The sequence below is a fragment of the Variovorax sp. V35 genome (assembly GCF_041154465.1).
GTDB classification, from domain to species: domain Bacteria; phylum Pseudomonadota; class Gammaproteobacteria; order Burkholderiales; family Burkholderiaceae_C; genus Variovorax; species Variovorax boronicumulans.
Genome location: NZ_AP028666.1, coordinates 2,548,397 through 2,565,308 on the forward strand (window position 1 = coordinate 2,548,397; position 16,912 = coordinate 2,565,308).

The 16,912-nt window shown below is 69.2% G+C and carries 18 protein-coding genes; 4 read left to right on the forward strand and 14 right to left on the reverse strand.

Features of this window, described 5'->3' with window-relative positions; translation table 11 throughout:
- Window positions 1–13 precede the first annotated feature (13 nt).
- Window positions 14–445 (reverse strand): thiol-disulfide oxidoreductase DCC family protein, encoded by a 432-nt coding sequence (locus ACAM42_RS11720; RefSeq protein ID WP_369632108.1) that lies wholly within the window; start codon window positions 443–445, stop codon window positions 14–16.
- Between the two features lie 69 nt (window positions 446–514).
- Window positions 515–1,117 (reverse strand): GbsR/MarR family transcriptional regulator, encoded by a 603-nt coding sequence (locus ACAM42_RS11725; RefSeq protein WP_062476691.1) that lies wholly within the window; start codon window positions 1,115–1,117, stop codon window positions 515–517.
- A 134-nt stretch (window positions 1,118–1,251) separates the two neighbouring features.
- Between ACAM42_RS11725 and ACAM42_RS11730 the strand changes: the two genes are divergently transcribed.
- Both ACAM42_RS11730 and ACAM42_RS11735 read left to right on the forward strand, forming a co-directional pair.
- On the forward strand, window positions 1,252–2,346 hold the full coding sequence (locus ACAM42_RS11730; protein WP_139705804.1) for a PA0069 family radical SAM protein: 1,095 nt from the start codon (window positions 1,252–1,254) through the stop codon (window positions 2,344–2,346).
- A gap of 87 nt (window positions 2,347–2,433) precedes the next feature.
- A complete protein-coding gene (locus tag ACAM42_RS11735) occupies window positions 2,434–2,943 on the forward strand; it encodes a gluconokinase (RefSeq protein ID WP_369632109.1) in 510 nt (169 codons plus the stop codon).
- Between the two features lie 143 nt (window positions 2,944–3,086).
- Here ACAM42_RS11735 and gnd read toward each other — a convergent pair whose 3' ends face one another.
- Window positions 3,087–4,508 carry a decarboxylating NADP(+)-dependent phosphogluconate dehydrogenase gene (gene gnd / locus ACAM42_RS11740; RefSeq protein WP_369632110.1) on the reverse strand — a complete coding sequence of 474 codons (1,422 nt, stop codon included), beginning with the start codon at window positions 4,506–4,508 and terminating at the stop codon, window positions 3,087–3,089.
- A gap of 128 nt (window positions 4,509–4,636) precedes the next feature.
- On the opposite strand from gnd, the gene ACAM42_RS11745 reads away from it, so the two are divergent.
- Complete coding sequence (locus ACAM42_RS11745) at window positions 4,637–5,635, forward strand: helix-turn-helix domain-containing protein (protein WP_369632111.1); 999 nt, start codon at window positions 4,637–4,639, stop codon at window positions 5,633–5,635.
- A gap of 7 nt (window positions 5,636–5,642) precedes the next feature.
- Here ACAM42_RS11745 and ACAM42_RS11750 read toward each other — a convergent pair whose 3' ends face one another.
- From ACAM42_RS11750 to ACAM42_RS11775, 6 genes are read right to left on the reverse strand one after another with little or no spacing between them, the layout of a single operon-like run.
- The gene (locus ACAM42_RS11750; protein ID WP_369632112.1) at window positions 5,643–6,428 is read right to left on the reverse strand and encodes an SDR family oxidoreductase; all 786 of its coding nucleotides are present in this window, start codon (window positions 6,426–6,428) and stop codon (window positions 5,643–5,645) included.
- Window positions 6,425–7,018: a cysteine hydrolase family protein gene (locus ACAM42_RS11755; RefSeq protein ID WP_369632113.1), complete on the reverse strand. Its 594-nt coding sequence runs from the start codon at window positions 7,016–7,018 to the stop codon at window positions 6,425–6,427. The genes ACAM42_RS11750 and ACAM42_RS11755 overlap by 4 nt, the downstream gene beginning before the upstream one ends.
- Window positions 7,015–7,500: an aromatic-ring-hydroxylating dioxygenase subunit beta gene (locus ACAM42_RS11760; RefSeq protein WP_369632114.1), complete on the reverse strand. Its 486-nt coding sequence runs from the start codon at window positions 7,498–7,500 to the stop codon at window positions 7,015–7,017. The genes ACAM42_RS11755 and ACAM42_RS11760 overlap by 4 nt, the downstream gene beginning before the upstream one ends.
- A complete protein-coding gene (locus tag ACAM42_RS11765; RefSeq protein WP_369632115.1) occupies window positions 7,497–8,852 on the reverse strand; it encodes an aromatic ring-hydroxylating dioxygenase subunit alpha in 1,356 nt (451 codons plus the stop codon). Before ACAM42_RS11765 ends, ACAM42_RS11760 begins: the two co-directional genes overlap by 4 nt.
- 23 nt (window positions 8,853–8,875) lie before the next feature.
- The gene (locus ACAM42_RS11770) at window positions 8,876–9,841 is read right to left on the reverse strand and encodes a 2Fe-2S iron-sulfur cluster-binding protein (RefSeq protein ID WP_369632116.1); all 966 of its coding nucleotides are present in this window, start codon (window positions 9,839–9,841) and stop codon (window positions 8,876–8,878) included.
- Complete coding sequence (locus ACAM42_RS11775; RefSeq protein ID WP_369632117.1) at window positions 9,838–11,100, reverse strand: dienelactone hydrolase family protein; 1,263 nt, start codon at window positions 11,098–11,100, stop codon at window positions 9,838–9,840. Before ACAM42_RS11775 ends, ACAM42_RS11770 begins: the two co-directional genes overlap by 4 nt.
- 189 nt (window positions 11,101–11,289) lie before the next feature.
- Between ACAM42_RS11775 and ACAM42_RS11780 the strand changes: the two genes are divergently transcribed.
- Window positions 11,290–12,486, forward strand: a complete 1,197-nt coding sequence (locus ACAM42_RS11780; protein ID WP_369632118.1) for an ABC transporter substrate-binding protein — start codon at window positions 11,290–11,292, stop codon at window positions 12,484–12,486.
- A gap of 10 nt (window positions 12,487–12,496) precedes the next feature.
- Here the strand turns inward: ACAM42_RS11780 and ACAM42_RS11785 are convergent, their stop codons facing one another.
- From ACAM42_RS11785 to ACAM42_RS11805, 5 genes are all read right to left on the reverse strand, one after another.
- Window positions 12,497–13,522 (reverse strand): AraC family transcriptional regulator, encoded by a 1,026-nt coding sequence (locus ACAM42_RS11785; RefSeq protein WP_369632119.1) that lies wholly within the window; start codon window positions 13,520–13,522, stop codon window positions 12,497–12,499.
- 147 nt (window positions 13,523–13,669) lie between these two features.
- Window positions 13,670–14,389 (reverse strand): arsenical resistance protein ArsH, encoded by a 720-nt coding sequence (gene arsH, locus ACAM42_RS11790; protein ID WP_369632120.1) that lies wholly within the window; start codon window positions 14,387–14,389, stop codon window positions 13,670–13,672.
- A complete protein-coding gene (gene arsC / locus ACAM42_RS11795; RefSeq protein ID WP_369632121.1) occupies window positions 14,373–14,804 on the reverse strand; it encodes an arsenate reductase (glutaredoxin) in 432 nt (143 codons plus the stop codon). Before arsC ends, arsH begins: the two co-directional genes overlap by 17 nt.
- Before the next feature lie 36 nt (window positions 14,805–14,840).
- Complete coding sequence (locus ACAM42_RS11800; RefSeq protein WP_369632122.1) at window positions 14,841–16,127, reverse strand: arsenic transporter; 1,287 nt, start codon at window positions 16,125–16,127, stop codon at window positions 14,841–14,843.
- Between the two features lie 304 nt (window positions 16,128–16,431).
- The gene (locus ACAM42_RS11805) at window positions 16,432–16,749 is read right to left on the reverse strand and encodes an ArsR/SmtB family transcription factor (protein ID WP_369632123.1); all 318 of its coding nucleotides are present in this window, start codon (window positions 16,747–16,749) and stop codon (window positions 16,432–16,434) included.
- Window positions 16,750–16,912: the final 163 nt, after the last annotated feature.

The window sequence follows — 16,912 nt, forward strand, 5'->3', positions numbered from 1 at the left end:
CAGCGTGAGTTTTTTAGAGCTTGCAGTGGTCGTCGGCACAAGTGGCCGGCGCGATCGCACCGTGCCCCGCGAGCCGCAGCACCAGCCAGCGCGGCAGCCGGTAGCGGTTACGGGCCAGCACCGCGTAGGCGCGATCGGCCAGCCGGCCGACCACCGGCAGGTCGAGCACCGCGCCACCGGCCGGCAGGCCCACCGCGGCGCGGCAGGCGCGGATGGCGTCGACGCCCACGCGCAGCCGGCCTGCGGCATCGACCGCGTGCAGCGAGCGCATCAGCACCTCGCGCGGCGCCGGGCCGTTTGCGAAACCGATGGGCGAGCAGTCGACCAGGCGCAGCCGCTTCGCACTGTCGCGCGCCTGCATGGCGCCCATCTCGGCCATGCACAGCGGGCAGGTAGCGTCGAAATAGACCGTGAGCGGGTAGGTGGCGGGAGCGAAGCGGGGCATGGTGCTTTTGGTTCTCGATATTTCAGTCAAAACAGAAATAAGAAGGCAAAAAAAAGGACGCGGCCTTTCTCAGATCATGGGCAGGCTGGCGTGGTGCGCGTCGGGGTCGTCGCCCTTGCCGGCGCCAGGTGGGGCAGGGGGCGGTGCGCTGTCGCCGCGCACGAATTTCTGCACGCTGGCGCCGAGCGTGAGCACCTTGTCGAGCGTGCCGGGCGACAGCCGCAGCATCTCGTCGGCCCAGGTGGCGAGCTTGGTCATGAGGTCCATGGTGGAGCGGATGCGGTCCTGCGCATCGGGCGGCTCCTTCTGGAAATCGGGGCTGGCGACGATCTCGCGCAGCACGCGGATGGTGGGGTCGAACTCGCGCTCCTTGCGCTCGCGCACCACGGTGCGGAACAGCTCCCACACGTCGACGCTGGTCTCGAAGTAGTCGCGCCGGTCGCCCAGCGTGTGGGTGACGCGCACGAGGTTCCAGGCCTGCAGTTCCTTCAGGCTGTTGCTGACGTTGGAGCGGGCCACGCCCAGCGTTTCGGACAGCTCCTCGGCGTGCATCGGCTTGCCGTGCGCGAAGAGCAGGGCGTGGATCTGCGAGACCGTGCGGTTCACGCCCCACATGGAGCCCATCTCGCCCCAGTGCAGGACGAACTTGCGTTGAATGTCGGTGAGTTCCATGGCGTCGAGTTTAGGAATTCCTGAATTTCTGTCAAGACAGAAACAAAAAACTGTGCATGTCGGGATTAAAAGTGAAATACTGTATTAATAAACAGTTGTTCGACTTGTTTCCTGTTTCCTTCCAAGGACTCGCCATGCCCGCCGCCCAGGTTCCCATCCACATCATCAAGGGCCGAGGCGCGGCCACGCGGCTCGCGCACCGGTTCTCCAAGGACGAACGCGACGCCTTCGACGACGGCTGGGGCACGCTGGAAGACGGCGAGGCCGAAGCCGCCGGGCTGTTGCCACTGGCCACCGAGGTGCGCTTCGAGGACGTGAAGTCGGTGCTCAGCAGCAACGAGTCGCCCGACATCCCCTTCGACCGTTCGCTCAACCCGTACCGCGGCTGCGAGCACGGCTGCATCTACTGCTTTGCGCGGCCCACGCACAGCTACCTCAACCTCTCGCCCGGCCTCGACTTCGAGACCAAGCTCATCGCCAAGCGCAACCTCGTCGAGGTGCTGCGCGCCGAACTCGGGCGCAAGGGCTACCGCCCCAGCAACCTTGCCATCGGCACCGCCACCGACTGCTACCAGCCCATCGAGCGCGAACTGCGGCTCACGCGCGGCGTGATCGAGCTGCTGAGCGAGGTGCGGCATCCGTTCGCGCTGGTCACCAAGTCGAGCGCGGTCGAACGCGACCTCGACCTGATCGCGCCGATGGCCGCCGACCGGCTCGCGGCCGTGTACGTCACGATCACCACGCTCGACGGCGAACTGGCGCGCAAGCTCGAGCCGCGCGCCGCCGCGCCGCACCGGCGGCTGCGCACCATCCGCACCCTGGCCGAGGCCGGCGTGCCGGTGGGCGTGAGCGTGGCGCCGCAGATTCCGTTCATCACCGAGGACATGGAGCAGGTGCTCGAAGCCGCCTGGGAGGCCGGCGCGCGCAGCGCCTTCTATACGGTGGTGCGGCTGCCGTGGGAGGTGGCGCCGCTCTTCAAGGAATGGCTCGAACTGCATTACCCGCAGCGCGCCGAGCGCGTCATGGCGCGCATCCACGAGATGCGCGGCGGCAAGGACTACGACGCCGACTTCGCCACGCGCATGAAGGGCAGCGGCCTGTGGGCCGACCTGATCCACCAGCGCTTCCAGAAGGCGACGCACCGGCTGGGCTTCAACCGCGAGCGGATCGCGCTGGACACCGGGGCCTTTCGCCCGCCCGGCGCCGTGGGGCAGGGCAGCCTGTTCTGAACATCGCGCCGACGCGGTAGATTCGTGGCCGTGCCGGCTTCGGCACGCATTCGGCATCGGCTGCTTCAAACAAGGTCAAGGGCGCGCATGAACAGGGTCTGGCTCGTGGTGATGGGGGTTTCGGGCTGCGGCAAGTCCAGCATGGGCGCGGCGCTGGCCATGGCGTTCGGGTTGCCGCTGATCGAGGGCGACGACCACCATCCGCCCGCCAACGTCGACAAGATGAGCCGCGGCATCGCGCTCACCGACGCCGACCGCGCCGGCTGGCTGGCCACGCTGGGCCGTGCCCTGGCCGACGCGCCGCAGGGCGCCGTCATGACCTGCTCCGCGCTCAAGCGCAGCTACCGCGACCAGTTGCGCGCCGCCGCGCCGGGCCTGCGTTTCGTGTTCATGCAGATCGACCGCGCCGAGGCCGAGCGCCGCGTGGCCGCGCGCGCGGGCGCCGGGCTGCACATGTTCCCGGCCAGCCTCGTGGACAACCAGTTCGCCACGCTCGAATCGCCGGTGGGCGAGGCCGGCGTGCTGGCGGTGGATGCGACGGCGCCGCTGGCGCAGTCGGTCGGCGTGGTGCGCGACTGGCTGGCCGACGCCGGCTGAGGCGCATCACCTGAAGAGGCGGCGAGCGGGCATTCACCAGAAACACCGCGGAACCGGCTTTGTCGGGCCGCTGGTGTTGCCCCCGGTAGGGGGTTGGCGAAGCGACACGAAGTGCGCGAAGCCTGGGGGCGAGCCCAATTTATTTATTCGATGACTTCGGGCCAGTCGGTATGGAAGAACTGGCCTTCGGGCTTGTCCACGCGTTCGTACGTGTGGGCCCCGAAGAAATCGCGCTGCGCCTGCAGCAGGTTCGCGCTCAGGCGCGCCGTGCGGTAGCTGTCGTAGTAGGCCAGCGAGGCGCTGAAGGCCGGCACCGGGATGCCGTTGCTGACCGCCAGCGCCACCACCTCGCGCCAGTTCTGCTGCGTGCGGTTCAGCAGGTCTTGAAAGAACGGGTCGAGCATCAGGTTGCCCAGCGCCGGGTCGCGGCGGAAGGCGTCGGTGATGCGGTTCAAAAAGCGCGCGCGGATGATGCAGCCGCCGCGCCAGATCGAGGCGATGCCGCCCAGGTCGAGCTGCCAGCCCTTCTTCTCGCCCATGGTCTGGATCAGGTCGAAGCCCTGCGTGTAGCTGATGACCTTCGAGGCGTAGAGCGCGTCGTGCACCTTGGCCACCAGCGCCTTTTTCTCCAGCGACAGTGCGATCTTCGGCCCCTGCAGCAGCTGGCTGGCCGCCACGCGCTGCTTCTTCTGCGACGACAGCACGCGCGCCTCGACGGCGGCGTTGATGGTGCTGATGACCACCGCGTTCTCGGCCGCGTTCAGCAGCGTCCACTGGCCCGTGCCTTTCTGGCCGGCCTTGTCCAGGATGAGGTCGACCACCGGCTGGCCGGTTTCCGGGTCTTTCTGCTCGAGCGCCTTGGCGGTGATCTGGATCAGGTAGCTCTGCAGCTCGCCCTCGTTCCATTCGTTGAAGATCGCGGCCATCTCGTCGGTCGTGAAGCCGGCCGCCTTGAACAGGCTGTAGGCCTCGCAGATCAGCTGCATGTCGCCGTACTCGATGCCGTTGTGCACCATCTTCACGTAGTGCCCCGCGCCGCCCGGGCCGATGTGGATCACGCAGGGCTCGCCGTCCACCTTGGCCGCGATGCTCTCGAAGATCGGCTTCATCACCTCCCAGGTCGACGCCGGGCCGCCCGGCATGATCGACGGCCCCTTGCGCGCGCCTTCCTCGCCGCCCGACACGCCCGCGCCGATGAAGCGCAGGCCTTTGCTGCTCAGGTAGGCGTCGCGCCGTTCCGTGTCGGTGTACAGGCTGTTGCCGCCGTCGATGACGATGTCATCGGTGTCGAGCAGGGGAATCAGCTGCTCGATCACCTGGTCGACCGGCGCGCCGGCCTTCACCATGATCTGGATCTTGCGGGGCTTGGCCAGGCTCTGGACGAACTCTTCGAGCGTCTTCGCGCCCACCAGCTGCTTGCCGGGGTGGGCGGCAATGAAGGCCTCGGTGGTGGCCTCGGTGCGGTTGTAGACGCTGACCTGGAAGCCGCGGCTTTCCACGTTCAGCACCAGGTTCTGTCCCATCACGGCCAGGCCGATCAATCCGAAATCGCTTTGCTTGCTCATGTGTGCCGGGCCCTTCGTGCGTGTGCGGTGAATGAAGCGGGCCATTGTGCCGGGCACCCGCGCGCCGCGGCGTCGGAGGGCGTCTATACCCGCTTGGCAAACGGGCCCGGGCTGGCTATGTTGGCGGGATGACTTCCGCCGCCATGCCCGCAGCCCCTGCTGCGATCCACACCTGGTCGACCGACACCGTGCCGCCGCCGCAGCGGCTGGACTACTGGATCGGCGCGGTCTGCGAAGGCTTTCTCGAGATGGACGTGACCAGCCCGCTGGCCGGTGGCTTCGGCGCCTCGCTCGAATCCGCGCCGCTGGGGCCGCTGCACGTGAACCGGGTGCGCGGCAGCGCACAGGACGTGTACCGCACGCGCCGCGCCATCGCCCACAGCCGCCACAACTTCTACTACCTGCTGTGCAAGGCCGACTCGCCCTGGGTCGCGGTGCAGGAAGAGCGCTCGGCGCGCCTGCTGCCCGGCGACGCGGTGCTGGTCGATTCGCGGCGCTGCTACGCCTTCCACCTGCAGCAGTCGGCCGACACGGTGTCGATCGAGCTGCCGACCGCGTGGGTCGAGTCGTGGCTGCCCGACGCCGGCGACCACGTGGCACGCCGCATCGACGGCCACAGCGGCTGGGGGGCGGCGCTCAGCGGCTTCGCGCAGGCGCTGTCGCCCGAGGTGGCCCTGCGGCCGCCGCTGCCGGCGGCGCTGCTGGCCGACCAGCTCGGCGGGCTGCTGGCCCTGGCGCTCGGCCCGACCGGCGGCGCGGCCATGCCCGACCCGTGTGGCCGCGCCGCCTTGCGCCAGCGCGTGCTCGACGCCACCCGCGAGCGCCATGCCGAGCCGGGCCTCACGGCCGCGGCCGTGGCGCAGGGGCTCGGCATCTCGGAGCGCAGCCTGCACCGCTGCCTGGCCGAAGGCGGCGGGGCAGGGCACAGCGCCACCACCTTCGCCAACGCGCTGGCCGCCTGCCGCATGCAGGTGGCGCAGCGCATGCTGGCCGATGCGCGCTTCGACCGCCTGAGCGTGGCGCAGATCGGCCTGCGCGTCGGGCTGGCCGACGCCTCGCATTTCGTGCGCCTGTGCCGCCGCCACCTGGGCGGCACGCCGGGCGCGCTGCGGCAGTCGCGCGGCTGAACGGCGGCTACGCCCCGAACCAGTCGCGCGCCGAGCGGCCCTGGTCGGGCCCCAGCATCGAGAAGCCGCCGTCGACCGGGATGTCGGCGCCGGTGACGAAGCGCGCCGCGTCCGAGCACAGGAACAGCACCACCTGCGCCACGTCGTCGCCGTCGCCCACGCGGCCCAGCGGGTGCATCGGCGCGCCGACGCGGTCGGCCCGTGCGCGGTCGCCGTTCGTCATGCGCGACAGCGCGTCCGACCAGGTCCAGCCCGGCGACACCGAGTTCACCCGCACGCCCCGCGGCGCCAGCGTGGCGGCCTGGTTGCGCGTGAGCTGCAGGATGGCGGCCTTGGCCGCGGGGTACAGTGCGCGGCCCGCCGCGCCGAACTTGCCGCCGACGCTGCCCATGTTCACGATGGCGCCGCCGTGCGCGGCCAGCGCGTCGGCGGTCTTCTGCACCAGCATCGCGCCGGAGACGAGGTTGATGTTCAGCGCGCCCAGCCAGTCGGCGCGCGCGGCGTTCAACCCCGCGTCGCCGTAGACCACGGCGTTGTTGATGAGAAAGTCGATGCGGCCTTCGGTGCGCAGCGTGCCGGCCACGAGCGCATCGAGCGCGTCGTCCGAGGCGATGTCGCAGGCGACGAAACGGCAGCCCGCGCCCACATCGGCAGCCAGTGCGGCGCCGCGCGCCGTGTCGATGTCGACCGCCACCACGCGCGCGCCGGCCTGCACGAAGGCCCGCACGATGGCGCTGCCCAGCAGCGCGGCGGCGCCGGTCACGATCGCGACCTGGCCTTGCAGCGTCGTCATGGCCGGCCTCCCATCTGCGCGACGGCGTCGTCCACGCGCACCACGTCCGCAAGCATCGCCAGGGTTTCCAGGCTCGCCGCCTGCAGGTGCGCCTGTGCGGTGCTGCAGGCGTCGGCGACCACGGCCACGTCGTAGCCCAGGTCGCTCGCATGGCGCGCGCCGTGTTCGACCACATGGTTGGTGGCGATCCCAGCCACGTACAGGCGGCTGGCGCCGGTGGCGCGCACCGCCTCTTCGAGCCCGCTGGCCCAGAAGGGGTTGTTGCGCTTGTGGGTGACCACGGCTTCGCCCGGCAAGGGTGCGAGCTCGTCGTAGAACCCGGCGCCCCAGCTGCCTTCCTGCACCGCGCCGCTTTCGGCCACGCGGCGGAACAGCGTGCAGTTGCGCAGGCAGTCGGCGTAGTCGGGCGCGAAGGCGATGCGCACGAAGATCACCGGCACGCCGTTCGCGCGCGCCCCGGCGATGAGCCGCGCGGCCGAGGCGATGAGGCGCGGGCGCGCCGGGTCGTCGGCGGCCACGCCCACGCGCACCTTGCCGTCGACGTGCAGCACGTCGTTCTGGTAGTGCATCGCCAGCAGCGCGGCCTTCACAGGAACACCTGCAGGGCTTCGTGCGGCGCGTCGCAGTTGACGAGGTCGATGCGCTTGGTCTGGATGCGCCAGCCGTCGTCGGCGCGGCGCAGCGTGTGCAGCACGCTGCCGCCGAAGGTGCGCTGCTCGGTCTTGCGCCACTCCAGCAGCAGGAAGGTCGAGCGCACGGTGCAGCCTACTTCGTCGCGTGCTTCGAGCGCGATGTTGCCCAGCACGTGCACGGTGCGCGTGGGCGGCTGCTGCGAGTAGGCGCGGGCCTGCTCGAGCCGCCGCGCGCGCATCGAGCGCAGCAGGGCGTCCTCGCAGAACAGCGACGCATGGTTGAGGTGGTCGGCCTGGCCGTGCACCAGCGGCACCCAGTACAGGCCGTCGGGCGTGAAGAGCTTCTGCCATTCGTCCCAGCGGTGCTCGTCGAGCAGGCGCGCCTCGTGGTGCAGGAACTGCGTGAGGTCCTGCTGTTCGTTCCAGTCGCGGAAGTTCATTCGGCGCTCCCGGTCTGTGCACCCGTGTCGACGCCCATGTACCCGGCCCACGCCGCGAACATGTTGCGCGAAGGCATCTCGCTGTTGCCGTTGGACGCGCGCCCGCCCGGCAGCGGCTGGTCGCGCTCGGCGGCGCGGTGCATGCTGACCCAGTCGCCGCCGTCCGAGCCCAGGCCTTCCTGCACGCGGTTGTAGGCCTCCAGGTCGTCGGGCATCACGTTCGACGAGGGCGAGTTGACGATGTTGGTGTACTTGAGCGTGCGCTGGAAGGTGGCCTCGGGCGCACCCTTCAGGCGGAAGCTGAAGATCTCGACCAGCGTGCGGTCCACCGACAGCGGCCGGATCACGCGGATCTGCTGGAACGAGGTGTGCGGCGAGCAGCTCGGGTACACGATGGTGTTGTGCCGGTTCACGCGCAGGATCGCGTCGGCCTCTTCGGCGCCCTTCGCGGCCTCGAGCGAGGCCACGTAGGCCAGGCTCACCGGGTCGGTGGGCGGCACGAAGATGCCTTCCATGAAGCCGTGGCCGTGGTCGTAGCCCTTGAGCTCCAGCTTCTCCCAGAACTCCAGCGGCTCGCCGTTGCCGTCGACGATCACCACCTCGAAGGGCTTGGGCGTGCCGGCCGGCATGGCCTCGTGCTCTTCCTTGGCCGCGCGCCACGACGACTCGTGCGTGGCCACGGCGTGGATGGTGTCGTGCAGGTTCTCGAAGAAGATCTTCCAGTTGTTGCGCTGGATCACGCGCTGAACGCCACCGGCCACTTCCACTTCGCCCTCGGGCGCACGGTCGCAGAAGTTGTCGAGCGACGTGGCCACGCCGCCCAGGAACTCCTTCAGCTCGGGCCCGTCTTCCGACAGGCTGGCGAACACGAAGCCGCGGTGCGTGGCCACGCGCGCCACCTTGCGCACGCCGTACTGCGGGTCCTTCAGGTCGAGCGCGGTGCATTCGTAGCCGCTGCGCAGCGGCACCGACAGCAGGCTGCCGTCGCACTTGAAGGTCCAGCCGTGGTACAGGCAGCGCAGGAACTTGCCGGCGCTGCCGCTGCCGTCGGGCACGAGCTTGGCGCCCTTGTGCGGGCAGCGGTTGAACATCACGTGCACCTGGCCGTCGGTGTGGCGCACCATCACCACGGGCTCGCGGCCCAGGCGGGTGGTGAAGTAGTCGCCGGGCTTGGGCACCTGGCTTTCGTGGCCGATGTAGATCCAGGCCTGGCCGAACACGCGGTCCATTTCCAGCTCGAAGATGGCGGGATCGGTGTAGACGCGCTTGTGCACGCGGTCGGGCTGCACGAGCGACTGGACGTCGATCGGGTTTGTCGCCGCGATGGGGATGATGGGGATCACGGAATTCATCGGGTGGGTCTCCTGAAACGTCATCAGATGTCGAGCACCAGGTGCGGCGTCTTCGCGCGCGACACGCAGGTGCACAGGGTCTTGCCGTCCGCCTTCTCGCGCGGACTGAGGTTGTGGTCGCGGTGGTCGGGCACGCCCTCGACCACGTCCACCACGCACACGCCGCAGTCGCCCTGGCGGCAGTCGTACAGCGGGTCCAGGCCGGCGGCGATGAGCACGTCGAGCAGGCTCTGGTCGGGCGCCACGGTCAGCGTCTTGCCCGAGCGCAGCGTGCGCACCTCGAAGGGCGCATCGCCTGCTTGCTCGATGGCACCCGCGAAGAGTTCGAAGTGCACGTGGTCCTCGGGCCAGCCGAGCGCGCGGGCGGTGTCGACCACGGCCTGCACCATGCCGCGCGGGCCGCACACATGCAGGTGGCGACCGGGCACGGGCGCGGCGAGCAGCGCGCGCAGGTCGATGCCGCGTGACGGGTCGCCACCGTCGTGCACCACCGTGCCGCCGAGCGCGCGCACCTCGTGCAGGTAGGCCGTGGCTTCTTCGCTGCGCGTGGCGTAGACGAACTCGAAGGGGCGCGCTTCGGCCGCGAGCGAGCGCGCCATGCACAGCAGCGGCGTGATGCCGATGCCGCCGGCGATGAGCAGCGGCGGCGCGCTGCCCGCATGCAGTGCGAAGTCGTTGCGCGGTGCGTGCGCGGCCAGCGCGGCGCCGGGTTGCAGCGCGTGCATCCAGGCCGAGCCACCCGCACCCTGCGGCTCGCACAGCACGGCGATCTCGCAGCGGTCGGAGCCGTCGTGCGGCCTGGCGAGCGAGTAGGCGCGTTGCCCCGGATGGCCGTTGGCCTGCACCACCTGCACGCCCAGGTGCGCGCCCGGCGTGAACGGCGGCAGGGGCTCGCTATTCGCCGAGCGCAGCACGAAGGCCTTGATGGCCGGTGTGAGCGGCGTGACCGAGTCCACGACCAACGCCAGCATGTCGGCGGCGCCGCTCATCCCAGGGGCAGCGCCGGGTCGGCGATGGTGAGCGCGGCCGATTTCTTCCAGCGCGGCATCAGCGTGTTCGACGGCTGTGTTTCGTCGACCAGCTTGCGCGCCGTCTCGGCGCCGGCCACGGGCAGGCCCTTCGGATCAAGCAGGCCGATCTGCACCAGCACGCTGGCCTGGTCCCAGTAGATGTGCTCGTGGTAGAGCTTGTCGCCGCGGAACTTCACGATGGCCACGAGCGGAATCTCCACCGGCTTGCCGGTGGGCGCGATGCCCGGCAGCAGCCAGTCGATCTCGACCGTGTGGGTGAAGCTGAACAGCATCTCGTCCACGATCTGCGTGGCGCCCACGGTGCGCGAGATGGGCGTGAGCCGCGTGTCGGGTGGCGTGCTCGGAATGAAGTGGTGCTTGTAGAAGCGCGACAGCTCCTTGGCGCCCACGCCGCCCGTCATGGTCGGGATGTGGTTCACGTAGGGCTCGCTCACCATCGTGGCCATGGTGGCGACCACGTCGCGCGTGGCGAATTCGTACTCGCAGTGCTTGTCCCACAGCGCCGAGAGGTCGTACACCGGGCCGATCGCCTCCTTGAACAGCGCCATCGAGCGCTGGTGCGCCATGAGCGTGGAGGGCTTGTCGAAATGGTCGCCGCCAGTGCGCGCAAACGCATGGTCGACGCCGGGGTAGACATGCATCTGCGCATCGGGCTGGCCGGCGAAGGCTTCGAGCACCTGGGCGCGGGCCTCGGGTGGGCAGAACTGGTCGAGCTCCGCAAAGTGCAGGGCGATCGGGCATTCGATTTGCGGCACGAGGTCGAGCGCGCCTTCGATGCCCACGCCGTAGTAGCCCACGGCCGCGTCCACGCCCGAATGCGCGGCGGCCAGGTAGGCCAGCTTGCCGCCGAGGCAGAAGCCCAGCGCGCCGACCTTGCCGGTGCAGGCCGGGTGCGCGCGCAGCGCCTTCACGCTCGCCGTGACGTCGGCCACGCCGGCCTCGATGTCGAACTTCTGGAAGAAGCCGAAGGCGCGCTGCCAGTCTTCGGGCGAATCGCCCAGCTCGACGCCGGGCTCCATGCGCCAGAACAGGTCGGGCGCGAGCACCACGTAGCCTTCCTGCGCATAGAGGTCGGCCACCTCGCGCACGTAGGCATTGACGCCGAAGATCTCCTGGCACAGCACGATGCCGGGGCCGCGCCCCGAAGCCGGCAGGGCCAGGTAGCCGCGAAAGGTCTGGGTGCCGTCGCCGGCCGGGATGTCGATGGTGTCGCTCATCGGTTCGTCTCTTGAAGTGGTGGGGTCGGCGGCGATTCTGGGGAGCGCGCCGGGGCGTTGTCTGTCCATTTCGTGCAGCGGCTTGCGCCGCACGAAACGGATAGCGGGGCGCCGCCACCGCACAGAGACTGCGCCCTGCATTTGCTGCAGCCCCCCACGTTCAACGAACTCACCCCGAGGAGACCTTTCATGTCGCAGGCCACGCCCCGATCCGTCTTGTGCGCGCTCACCGTCCTGGTGGGTGCGCTGGCTTTACCCGCGCAGGCGCAGACCGCGCAGACCGTGAAAGTCGGCCTGGCGATGGACCTGTCCGGCCCGTTTGCCGTCGGCGGCGCCGAGGCCAAGGCCGGCTTCGCCGTGGCGATGAAGCAGCTGAGCGGCAAGCTCGGCGGTGTGCCGGTGGAGTTCGTCGAGGCCGACACGGCCGGCAACCCCGAGATGGCACGGCAGGTGGTCGAGCGCATGCTGCTGCGCGACAAGATCGACCTGTTCACCGGGCCCGTCGGCTCGTCGGTCGCGCTGGCCGTCGGCCCGCCGCTCTTCGCCGCCAAGGTGCCTTATCTGTCGAGCAACACCGGCCCGAGCGACTATTCGGGCGCGCGCTGCAACCCGTACTTCTTCGGCGCCTCGTACCCGAACGACGCGTACTACGAGTCGGCCGGCAAGTTCGCGAGCGACAAGGGCTTCAAGAAGGTCGCGATGATCGCGCCCAGCTACCCGGGCGGCAAGGACGCCATCAACGGCTTCAAGCACACCTTCAAGGGCGCCGTGGGCGACGAGCTGTACACCAAGCTCGGGCAGCTGGACTACTCGGCGGAGCTGGCGCAGATCCGTGCGTCGAAGCCCGATGCGCTGTACTTCTTCCTGCCCGGCGCGATGGGCGTGAGCTTCATCAAGCAGTTCGTCGGTGCGGGGTTGTCGAAAGACGTGGCGCTGATCTCTACCGCCTTCTCGGCCGACGAGGACATGATCCCCGCCGTCGGCGAGCCGATGCTCGGCCTCTTCAACACCGCGCACTGGTCGTTCGACCTCGACAACCCGGCCAACCAGCGCTTCGTATCCGCGTTCCGTCAGCAGAACAACGGGCGCAACCCGTCGTTCTATGCCGGCCAGGCCTACGACGTGCTGATGGCGATGGATGCGGCCGTGCGCGACGTCGGCGGCAAGGTGGCCGACAAGCCCGCGCTGCTCAAGGCGATCAAGGCGGCCAACTACAAGTCGGTGCGGGGCGATTTCCGCTACGGCCCCAACAACTTCCCGATCCAGAACTACTACCTGCGCGTGGTCGCCAAGGACGGCAGCGGGCGCATCGCCAACAAGGTGATCGGTACCGTGCTGGAGCGCTACCAGGACCGCACCGCCGTGCAGTGCGCGATGAAGTCCTGAGGATGTGTGTTCAGTGCCGCGCGGCAGGCAGCCGCGCGGGGTCGCGCGAGGTGTCGCGCGGCAGCTGCCCGAAGCGCTCGCGGTAGCAGGCGGCAAAGCGGCTCAGGTGCGAGAAGCCGCAGTTCAGCGCCACCTCGGTGACGCTGGCGCCGTCGTGCCGCGTCAGCAGCGCGTGCGCGGCATCGAGCCGCATGTTGCGCAGCACCTCGCCGGGCGACAGGTCGCGGTGGCGCCTGAAGAGCAGGGCGAGGCCACGGCGCGTGACGCCCGCGGCCTGCGCCACGTCTTCGAGCGAGAGCAGCGAGTCGAGCCGCTCGCGCATGAACTCTTCGGCCCGGCGCAGCTGCCGCAGGCTGGTTTCTTCGGTGCCGCGCTGCGCGTCGGCATGCCGCTGCAGCACCGAATTCGGCCGGTGGCACAGCAGGTAGAGCATGAGGTTGTCTTCGCAGTGCGCGAGCCAGCGCGGGTCGTAGCGCTCGAACTCGGTGGGCGGCAGCAGCGAAGCCAGGCTTGCCACCATGCGGCACCACTGCGTGCCCGCCGCATCGTCGAGCTGAAGGGGCATGTCGAAATCGATCTCCCCGACGGTGTCGCCACCGCGCAGCGCGAAGGCATGGCGCGCCACCTCCTGCAGGCGGCTGAGCTCGATCTTCAGCATCAGCTGCTCGCAGTCGGCATGCCAGCGCAGGCGCACCGGCTTGTGGGCCGAAATGATGGCGCCCTGGCCGGGGTGGATCTGCAGCGTCTGTCCGCCGGTGTGAATGTCGGCACGGCCGCGCAGCGGCATCTGCACCAGCACGAAGTTGCCGAGCGCGTCGGGCTCGATGTCGACATCGCAGCCATAGCGCAGGATGCACAGCGACAGTGCGCTCATCTCGGCGCGGCAGAAGATCGCGTCGACATCGCCCGAGCGCCACACGCTGCGGTGCGGCTTCAGCTCATGGGCCACGCGCGCGTGCGTCTCTTCGGCCTCGCGCGAGCGGAAGACCTCGCGCCTGTACAGCGGGGACAGTTGCTGACTCGACCATGCGTCCATGGACACTCCTGCGGGGCCAAAGTGGGGAAAGCGACGGAAACGGACGCTTTTTTCTACGCTGGAATCTACGTGGGTGCGCCGCGCGCCGCCATGGGAGTTGCCCGGGCAACGGGCGTCCCCGTTGCAAGAAGCTTGCCGGCCCTGTGTCTAAATGCTGCGCAGGTTGACCCGCTTGGACAGGGCCTCCGCGCTCTCGCGCCGCTCGCTGTAGCGGTCGACCAGGTGGTCCGCGCAGTCGCGCGTGAGCAGCGTGAACTTCACCAGCTCTTCCATCACGTCCACCACGCGCTCGTAGTAGGGCGAGGGCTTCATGCGGCCCGCATCGTCGAACTCGAGAAAGGCCTTGGCCACCGACGACTGGTTGGGGATGGTGATCATGCGCATCCATCGGCCCAGCACGCGCAGCTGGTTCACCGCGTTGAACGACTGCGAGCCGCCCGACACTTCCATCACCGCGAGAGTCTTGCCCTGCGTGGGCCGCACCGAGCCGACGGCCAGCGGAATCCAGTCGATCTGCGCCTTCATGATCCCGGTCATTGCGCCGTGGCGCTCCGGCGAGGTCCACACCATGCCCTCGGCCCACTGCGCGAGATCGCGCAGCTCCTGCACTTTCGGATGGTTTTCGGGTTCGCCGTCGGGCAGCGGCAGGCCGCGCGGGTCGTAGATGCGGGGCTCGGCGCCCATCGCGCGCAGCAGGCGCGCGGCTTCTTCGGTCAGCAGGCGGCTGTAGGAGCGCTCGCGCAGCGAGCCGTACAGCAGCAGGATGCGTGGTGCATGGGTGGCGCGTGCCGTGGGAAGCAACTCCTGCAGGCGGGGGACACGGAACGCGTCGGCGTCGAGCTGCGGGAGATCAGGGCTTGACGACACGCTGGCCTTTCGCGTCGATCACGGCTTCGCCGTCTTCCTTGGCGAACGCGCCTTGCTGCGGCTTGGGCAGGATGTTGAGCACGGCCTCCGAAGGGCGGCACAGGCGCGTGCCCAGCGGCGTGACGACGATGGGGCGGTTGATGAGGATCGGGTGCTGCAGCATGAAGTCGATGAGCTGTTCGTCGCGCCACTTGGGATCGCCCAGGCCCAGTTCGTCGTACGGCGTGCCTTTCTGGCGCAGCACCTCGCGCACGGGCACGCCCATCGCCGCGATCAGCTGCGCGAGCGTGGCGCGGTCGGGCGGGGTCTTCAGGTACTCGATGACGGTGGGCTCGTCGCCCGTGTTGCGGATCAGCGCGAGCACGTTGCGCGAGGTGCCGCAGGCGGGGTTGTGATAGATCGTGATGTCGCTCATGGCAGGCTCGTTGAGAGAAGAAGAAAGAAGAATGGATCAGCCCAGGCTGAGGCGCAGCGCCAGCGCGGCGAGCGTCGCGGCCAGCACGGGCAGGGTCAGCACGATGCCGATGCGGAAGTAGTGGCCCCAGGTGATGGTCATGCCCTTCTTCGCGAGCACGTGCAGCCACAGCAGCGTGGCGAGGCTGCCGATGGGCGTGATCTTCGGGCCGAGGTCGCAGCCGATCACGTTGGCATAGACCATGGCCTCCTTCACGAGGCCCACCGCGCCCGAGGCCTCGATCGACAGCGCACCGACCAGCACGGTCGGCATGTTGTTCATGACCGAGGAGAGCACCGCCGCGAGAAAGCCGGTGCCCATGGCCGCGCCCCAGACGCCGCCTTGCGCGAACAGGTTCAGCAGCGTGGCGATCTGGCCGGTGAGCCCGGCGTTGCGCAGCCCGTAGACCACGAGGTACATGCCCAGCGAGAAGACGACGATCTGCCAGGGCGCGCCGCGCAGCACCTGGCGCGTGCCGATCACCGGGCCGCGCGCCGCCACCGCGAGCAGGATCACGGCGCCAAAGGCGGCCACCGCGCTCACCGGCACGCCCAGCGGCTCCAGGCCGAAGAAGCCCACGAGCAGCAGCGCGAGCACGACCCAGCCGGCGCGGAAGGTGTCGCGGTCGCGGATCGCGTCGGCGGGTTGCTTGAGGCGGGCCATGTCGTAGTGCGCGGGAATGTCGCGCCGGAAGCACCACAGCAGCACGCCCAGGCTCGCGAGCACGGCCGCGACGTTGACCGGCACCATCACCGAGGCGTATGCGTTGAAGCCGATGCCGAAGAAGTCGGCCGACACGATGTTCACGAGGTTCGACACGATCAGCGGCAGGCTGGCCGTGTCGGCGATGAAGCCCGCCGCCATGACGAAGGCCAGGGTGGTCGCCGGCGTGAAGCCGAGCGCCACGAGCATCGCCATCACGATGGGCGTGAGGATCAGCGCCGCGCCGTCGTTGGCAAAGAGGGCCGAGACCGCGGCGCCCAGCAGCACGATGAAGGCGAACAGCCGCCGGCCGTTGCCGCGCCCCCAACGGGCCACGTGCAGCGCGGCCCACTCGAAGAAGCCGGCCTCGTCGAGCAGCAGGCTGATGAGGATGACCGCGATGAAGGTCGCGGTGGCGTTCCAGACGATGGCCCAGACGACGGGGATGTCGGTGAGCTGCACCACGCCGAAGAGCAGGGCGATGACGGCGCCCAGGGAGGCGCTCCAGCCGATGCCGAGGCCGCGGGGTTGCCAGATGACGAGCAGCAATGTGCCGGCGAAGATGAGGAGGGCGGTGGTCATGTTCTTCTGTTCAGGGCGTGTGCACAGGCCACCGGGTACTTCCCTCCGCGAATGTCCCCCGGCCTGCGGCCTCCTCCTTGATTTCGCTGCGGGAAGCACCCAGTGTCCTGCGCACGGGACGCGGCGGTTGTGTGCAGGCGATCAACGACCGCTCTGAACACGCTCACGTCGATGGGGTGCCTTGCGCAGCGAAATAAAGGAGGAGGGGCGAAGCCCCGGGGGACATTCGCGGAGCAAGGTGCCCCGTCGGCGGGAGCACGCCAGAGCACACGCGCCCGGCGTGCAACAGCACAAGCTTTCATGGTCAGCAGTCGCAGGTGGTCGCCGGAAGACAGGGCTCGCCTTGGCAGCAGTTCTCGGTGAGGTAGCCGAGCAGGCCGTTCATCCGGTCGAACGACGCGCGGTAGATGAGGTTGCGCCCCTGGCGCTCCTGCGAGACGAGGCTCGCGTTCACCAGCTCCTTGAGGTGAAAGGACAGCCCCGTCGCCGAGACCGCCAGCGCTTCGGTCAGCGCACCCGGCGTCAGCCCGTCGGGCCCCGCCACCACCAAGGCGCGGAACACCCGCAGGCGCACGGGTTGCGCGAGTGCGCCCAAGGCGCGGACCACATCGTTTTCTTCCATTATTCAAGTATCTTTGAATTATTGAATCGAGGCAACCCGCGACCACAAAAGACCGGTGGCACGAATCGGCCATCGCCCTGGCAGGCAGCGGCCATCCGCGACGCAACGCTTTTTCTACAGTCGCCCTCGGTCCATCCCCCAACGCAGCATCCAACGAAGGAGA

Coding starts and splice junctions, on each gene's coding strand:
- ACAM42_RS11720 (WP_369632108.1), bottom strand. CDS start 445: ATGCCCCGCTTCGCTCCCGCCACCTACCCGCTCACGGTCTATTTCGAC.
- ACAM42_RS11725 (WP_062476691.1), bottom strand. CDS start 1,117: ATGGAACTCACCGACATTCAACGCAAGTTCGTCCTGCACTGGGGCGAG.
- ACAM42_RS11730 (WP_139705804.1), top strand. CDS start 1,252: ATGCCCGCCGCCCAGGTTCCCATCCACATCATCAAGGGCCGAGGCGCG.
- ACAM42_RS11735 (WP_369632109.1), top strand. CDS start 2,434: ATGAACAGGGTCTGGCTCGTGGTGATGGGGGTTTCGGGCTGCGGCAAG.
- gnd (WP_369632110.1), bottom strand. CDS start 4,508: ATGAGCAAGCAAAGCGATTTCGGATTGATCGGCCTGGCCGTGATGGGA.
- ACAM42_RS11745 (WP_369632111.1), top strand. CDS start 4,637: ATGACTTCCGCCGCCATGCCCGCAGCCCCTGCTGCGATCCACACCTGG.
- ACAM42_RS11750 (WP_369632112.1), bottom strand. CDS start 6,428: ATGACGACGCTGCAAGGCCAGGTCGCGATCGTGACCGGCGCCGCCGCG.
- ACAM42_RS11760 (WP_369632114.1), bottom strand. CDS start 7,500: ATGAACTTCCGCGACTGGAACGAACAGCAGGACCTCACGCAGTTCCTG.
- ACAM42_RS11765 (WP_369632115.1), bottom strand. CDS start 8,852: ATGAATTCCGTGATCCCCATCATCCCCATCGCGGCGACAAACCCGATC.
- ACAM42_RS11770 (WP_369632116.1), bottom strand. CDS start 9,841: ATGAGCGGCGCCGCCGACATGCTGGCGTTGGTCGTGGACTCGGTCACG.
- ACAM42_RS11775 (WP_369632117.1), bottom strand. CDS start 11,100: ATGAGCGACACCATCGACATCCCGGCCGGCGACGGCACCCAGACCTTT.
- ACAM42_RS11780 (WP_369632118.1), top strand. CDS start 11,290: ATGTCGCAGGCCACGCCCCGATCCGTCTTGTGCGCGCTCACCGTCCTG.
- ACAM42_RS11785 (WP_369632119.1), bottom strand. CDS start 13,522: ATGGACGCATGGTCGAGTCAGCAACTGTCCCCGCTGTACAGGCGCGAG.
- arsC (WP_369632121.1), bottom strand. CDS start 14,804: ATGAGCGACATCACGATCTATCACAACCCCGCCTGCGGCACCTCGCGC.
- ACAM42_RS11800 (WP_369632122.1), bottom strand. CDS start 16,127: ATGACCACCGCCCTCCTCATCTTCGCCGGCACATTGCTGCTCGTCATC.
- ACAM42_RS11805 (WP_369632123.1), bottom strand. CDS start 16,749: ATGGAAGAAAACGATGTGGTCCGCGCCTTGGGCGCACTCGCGCAACCC.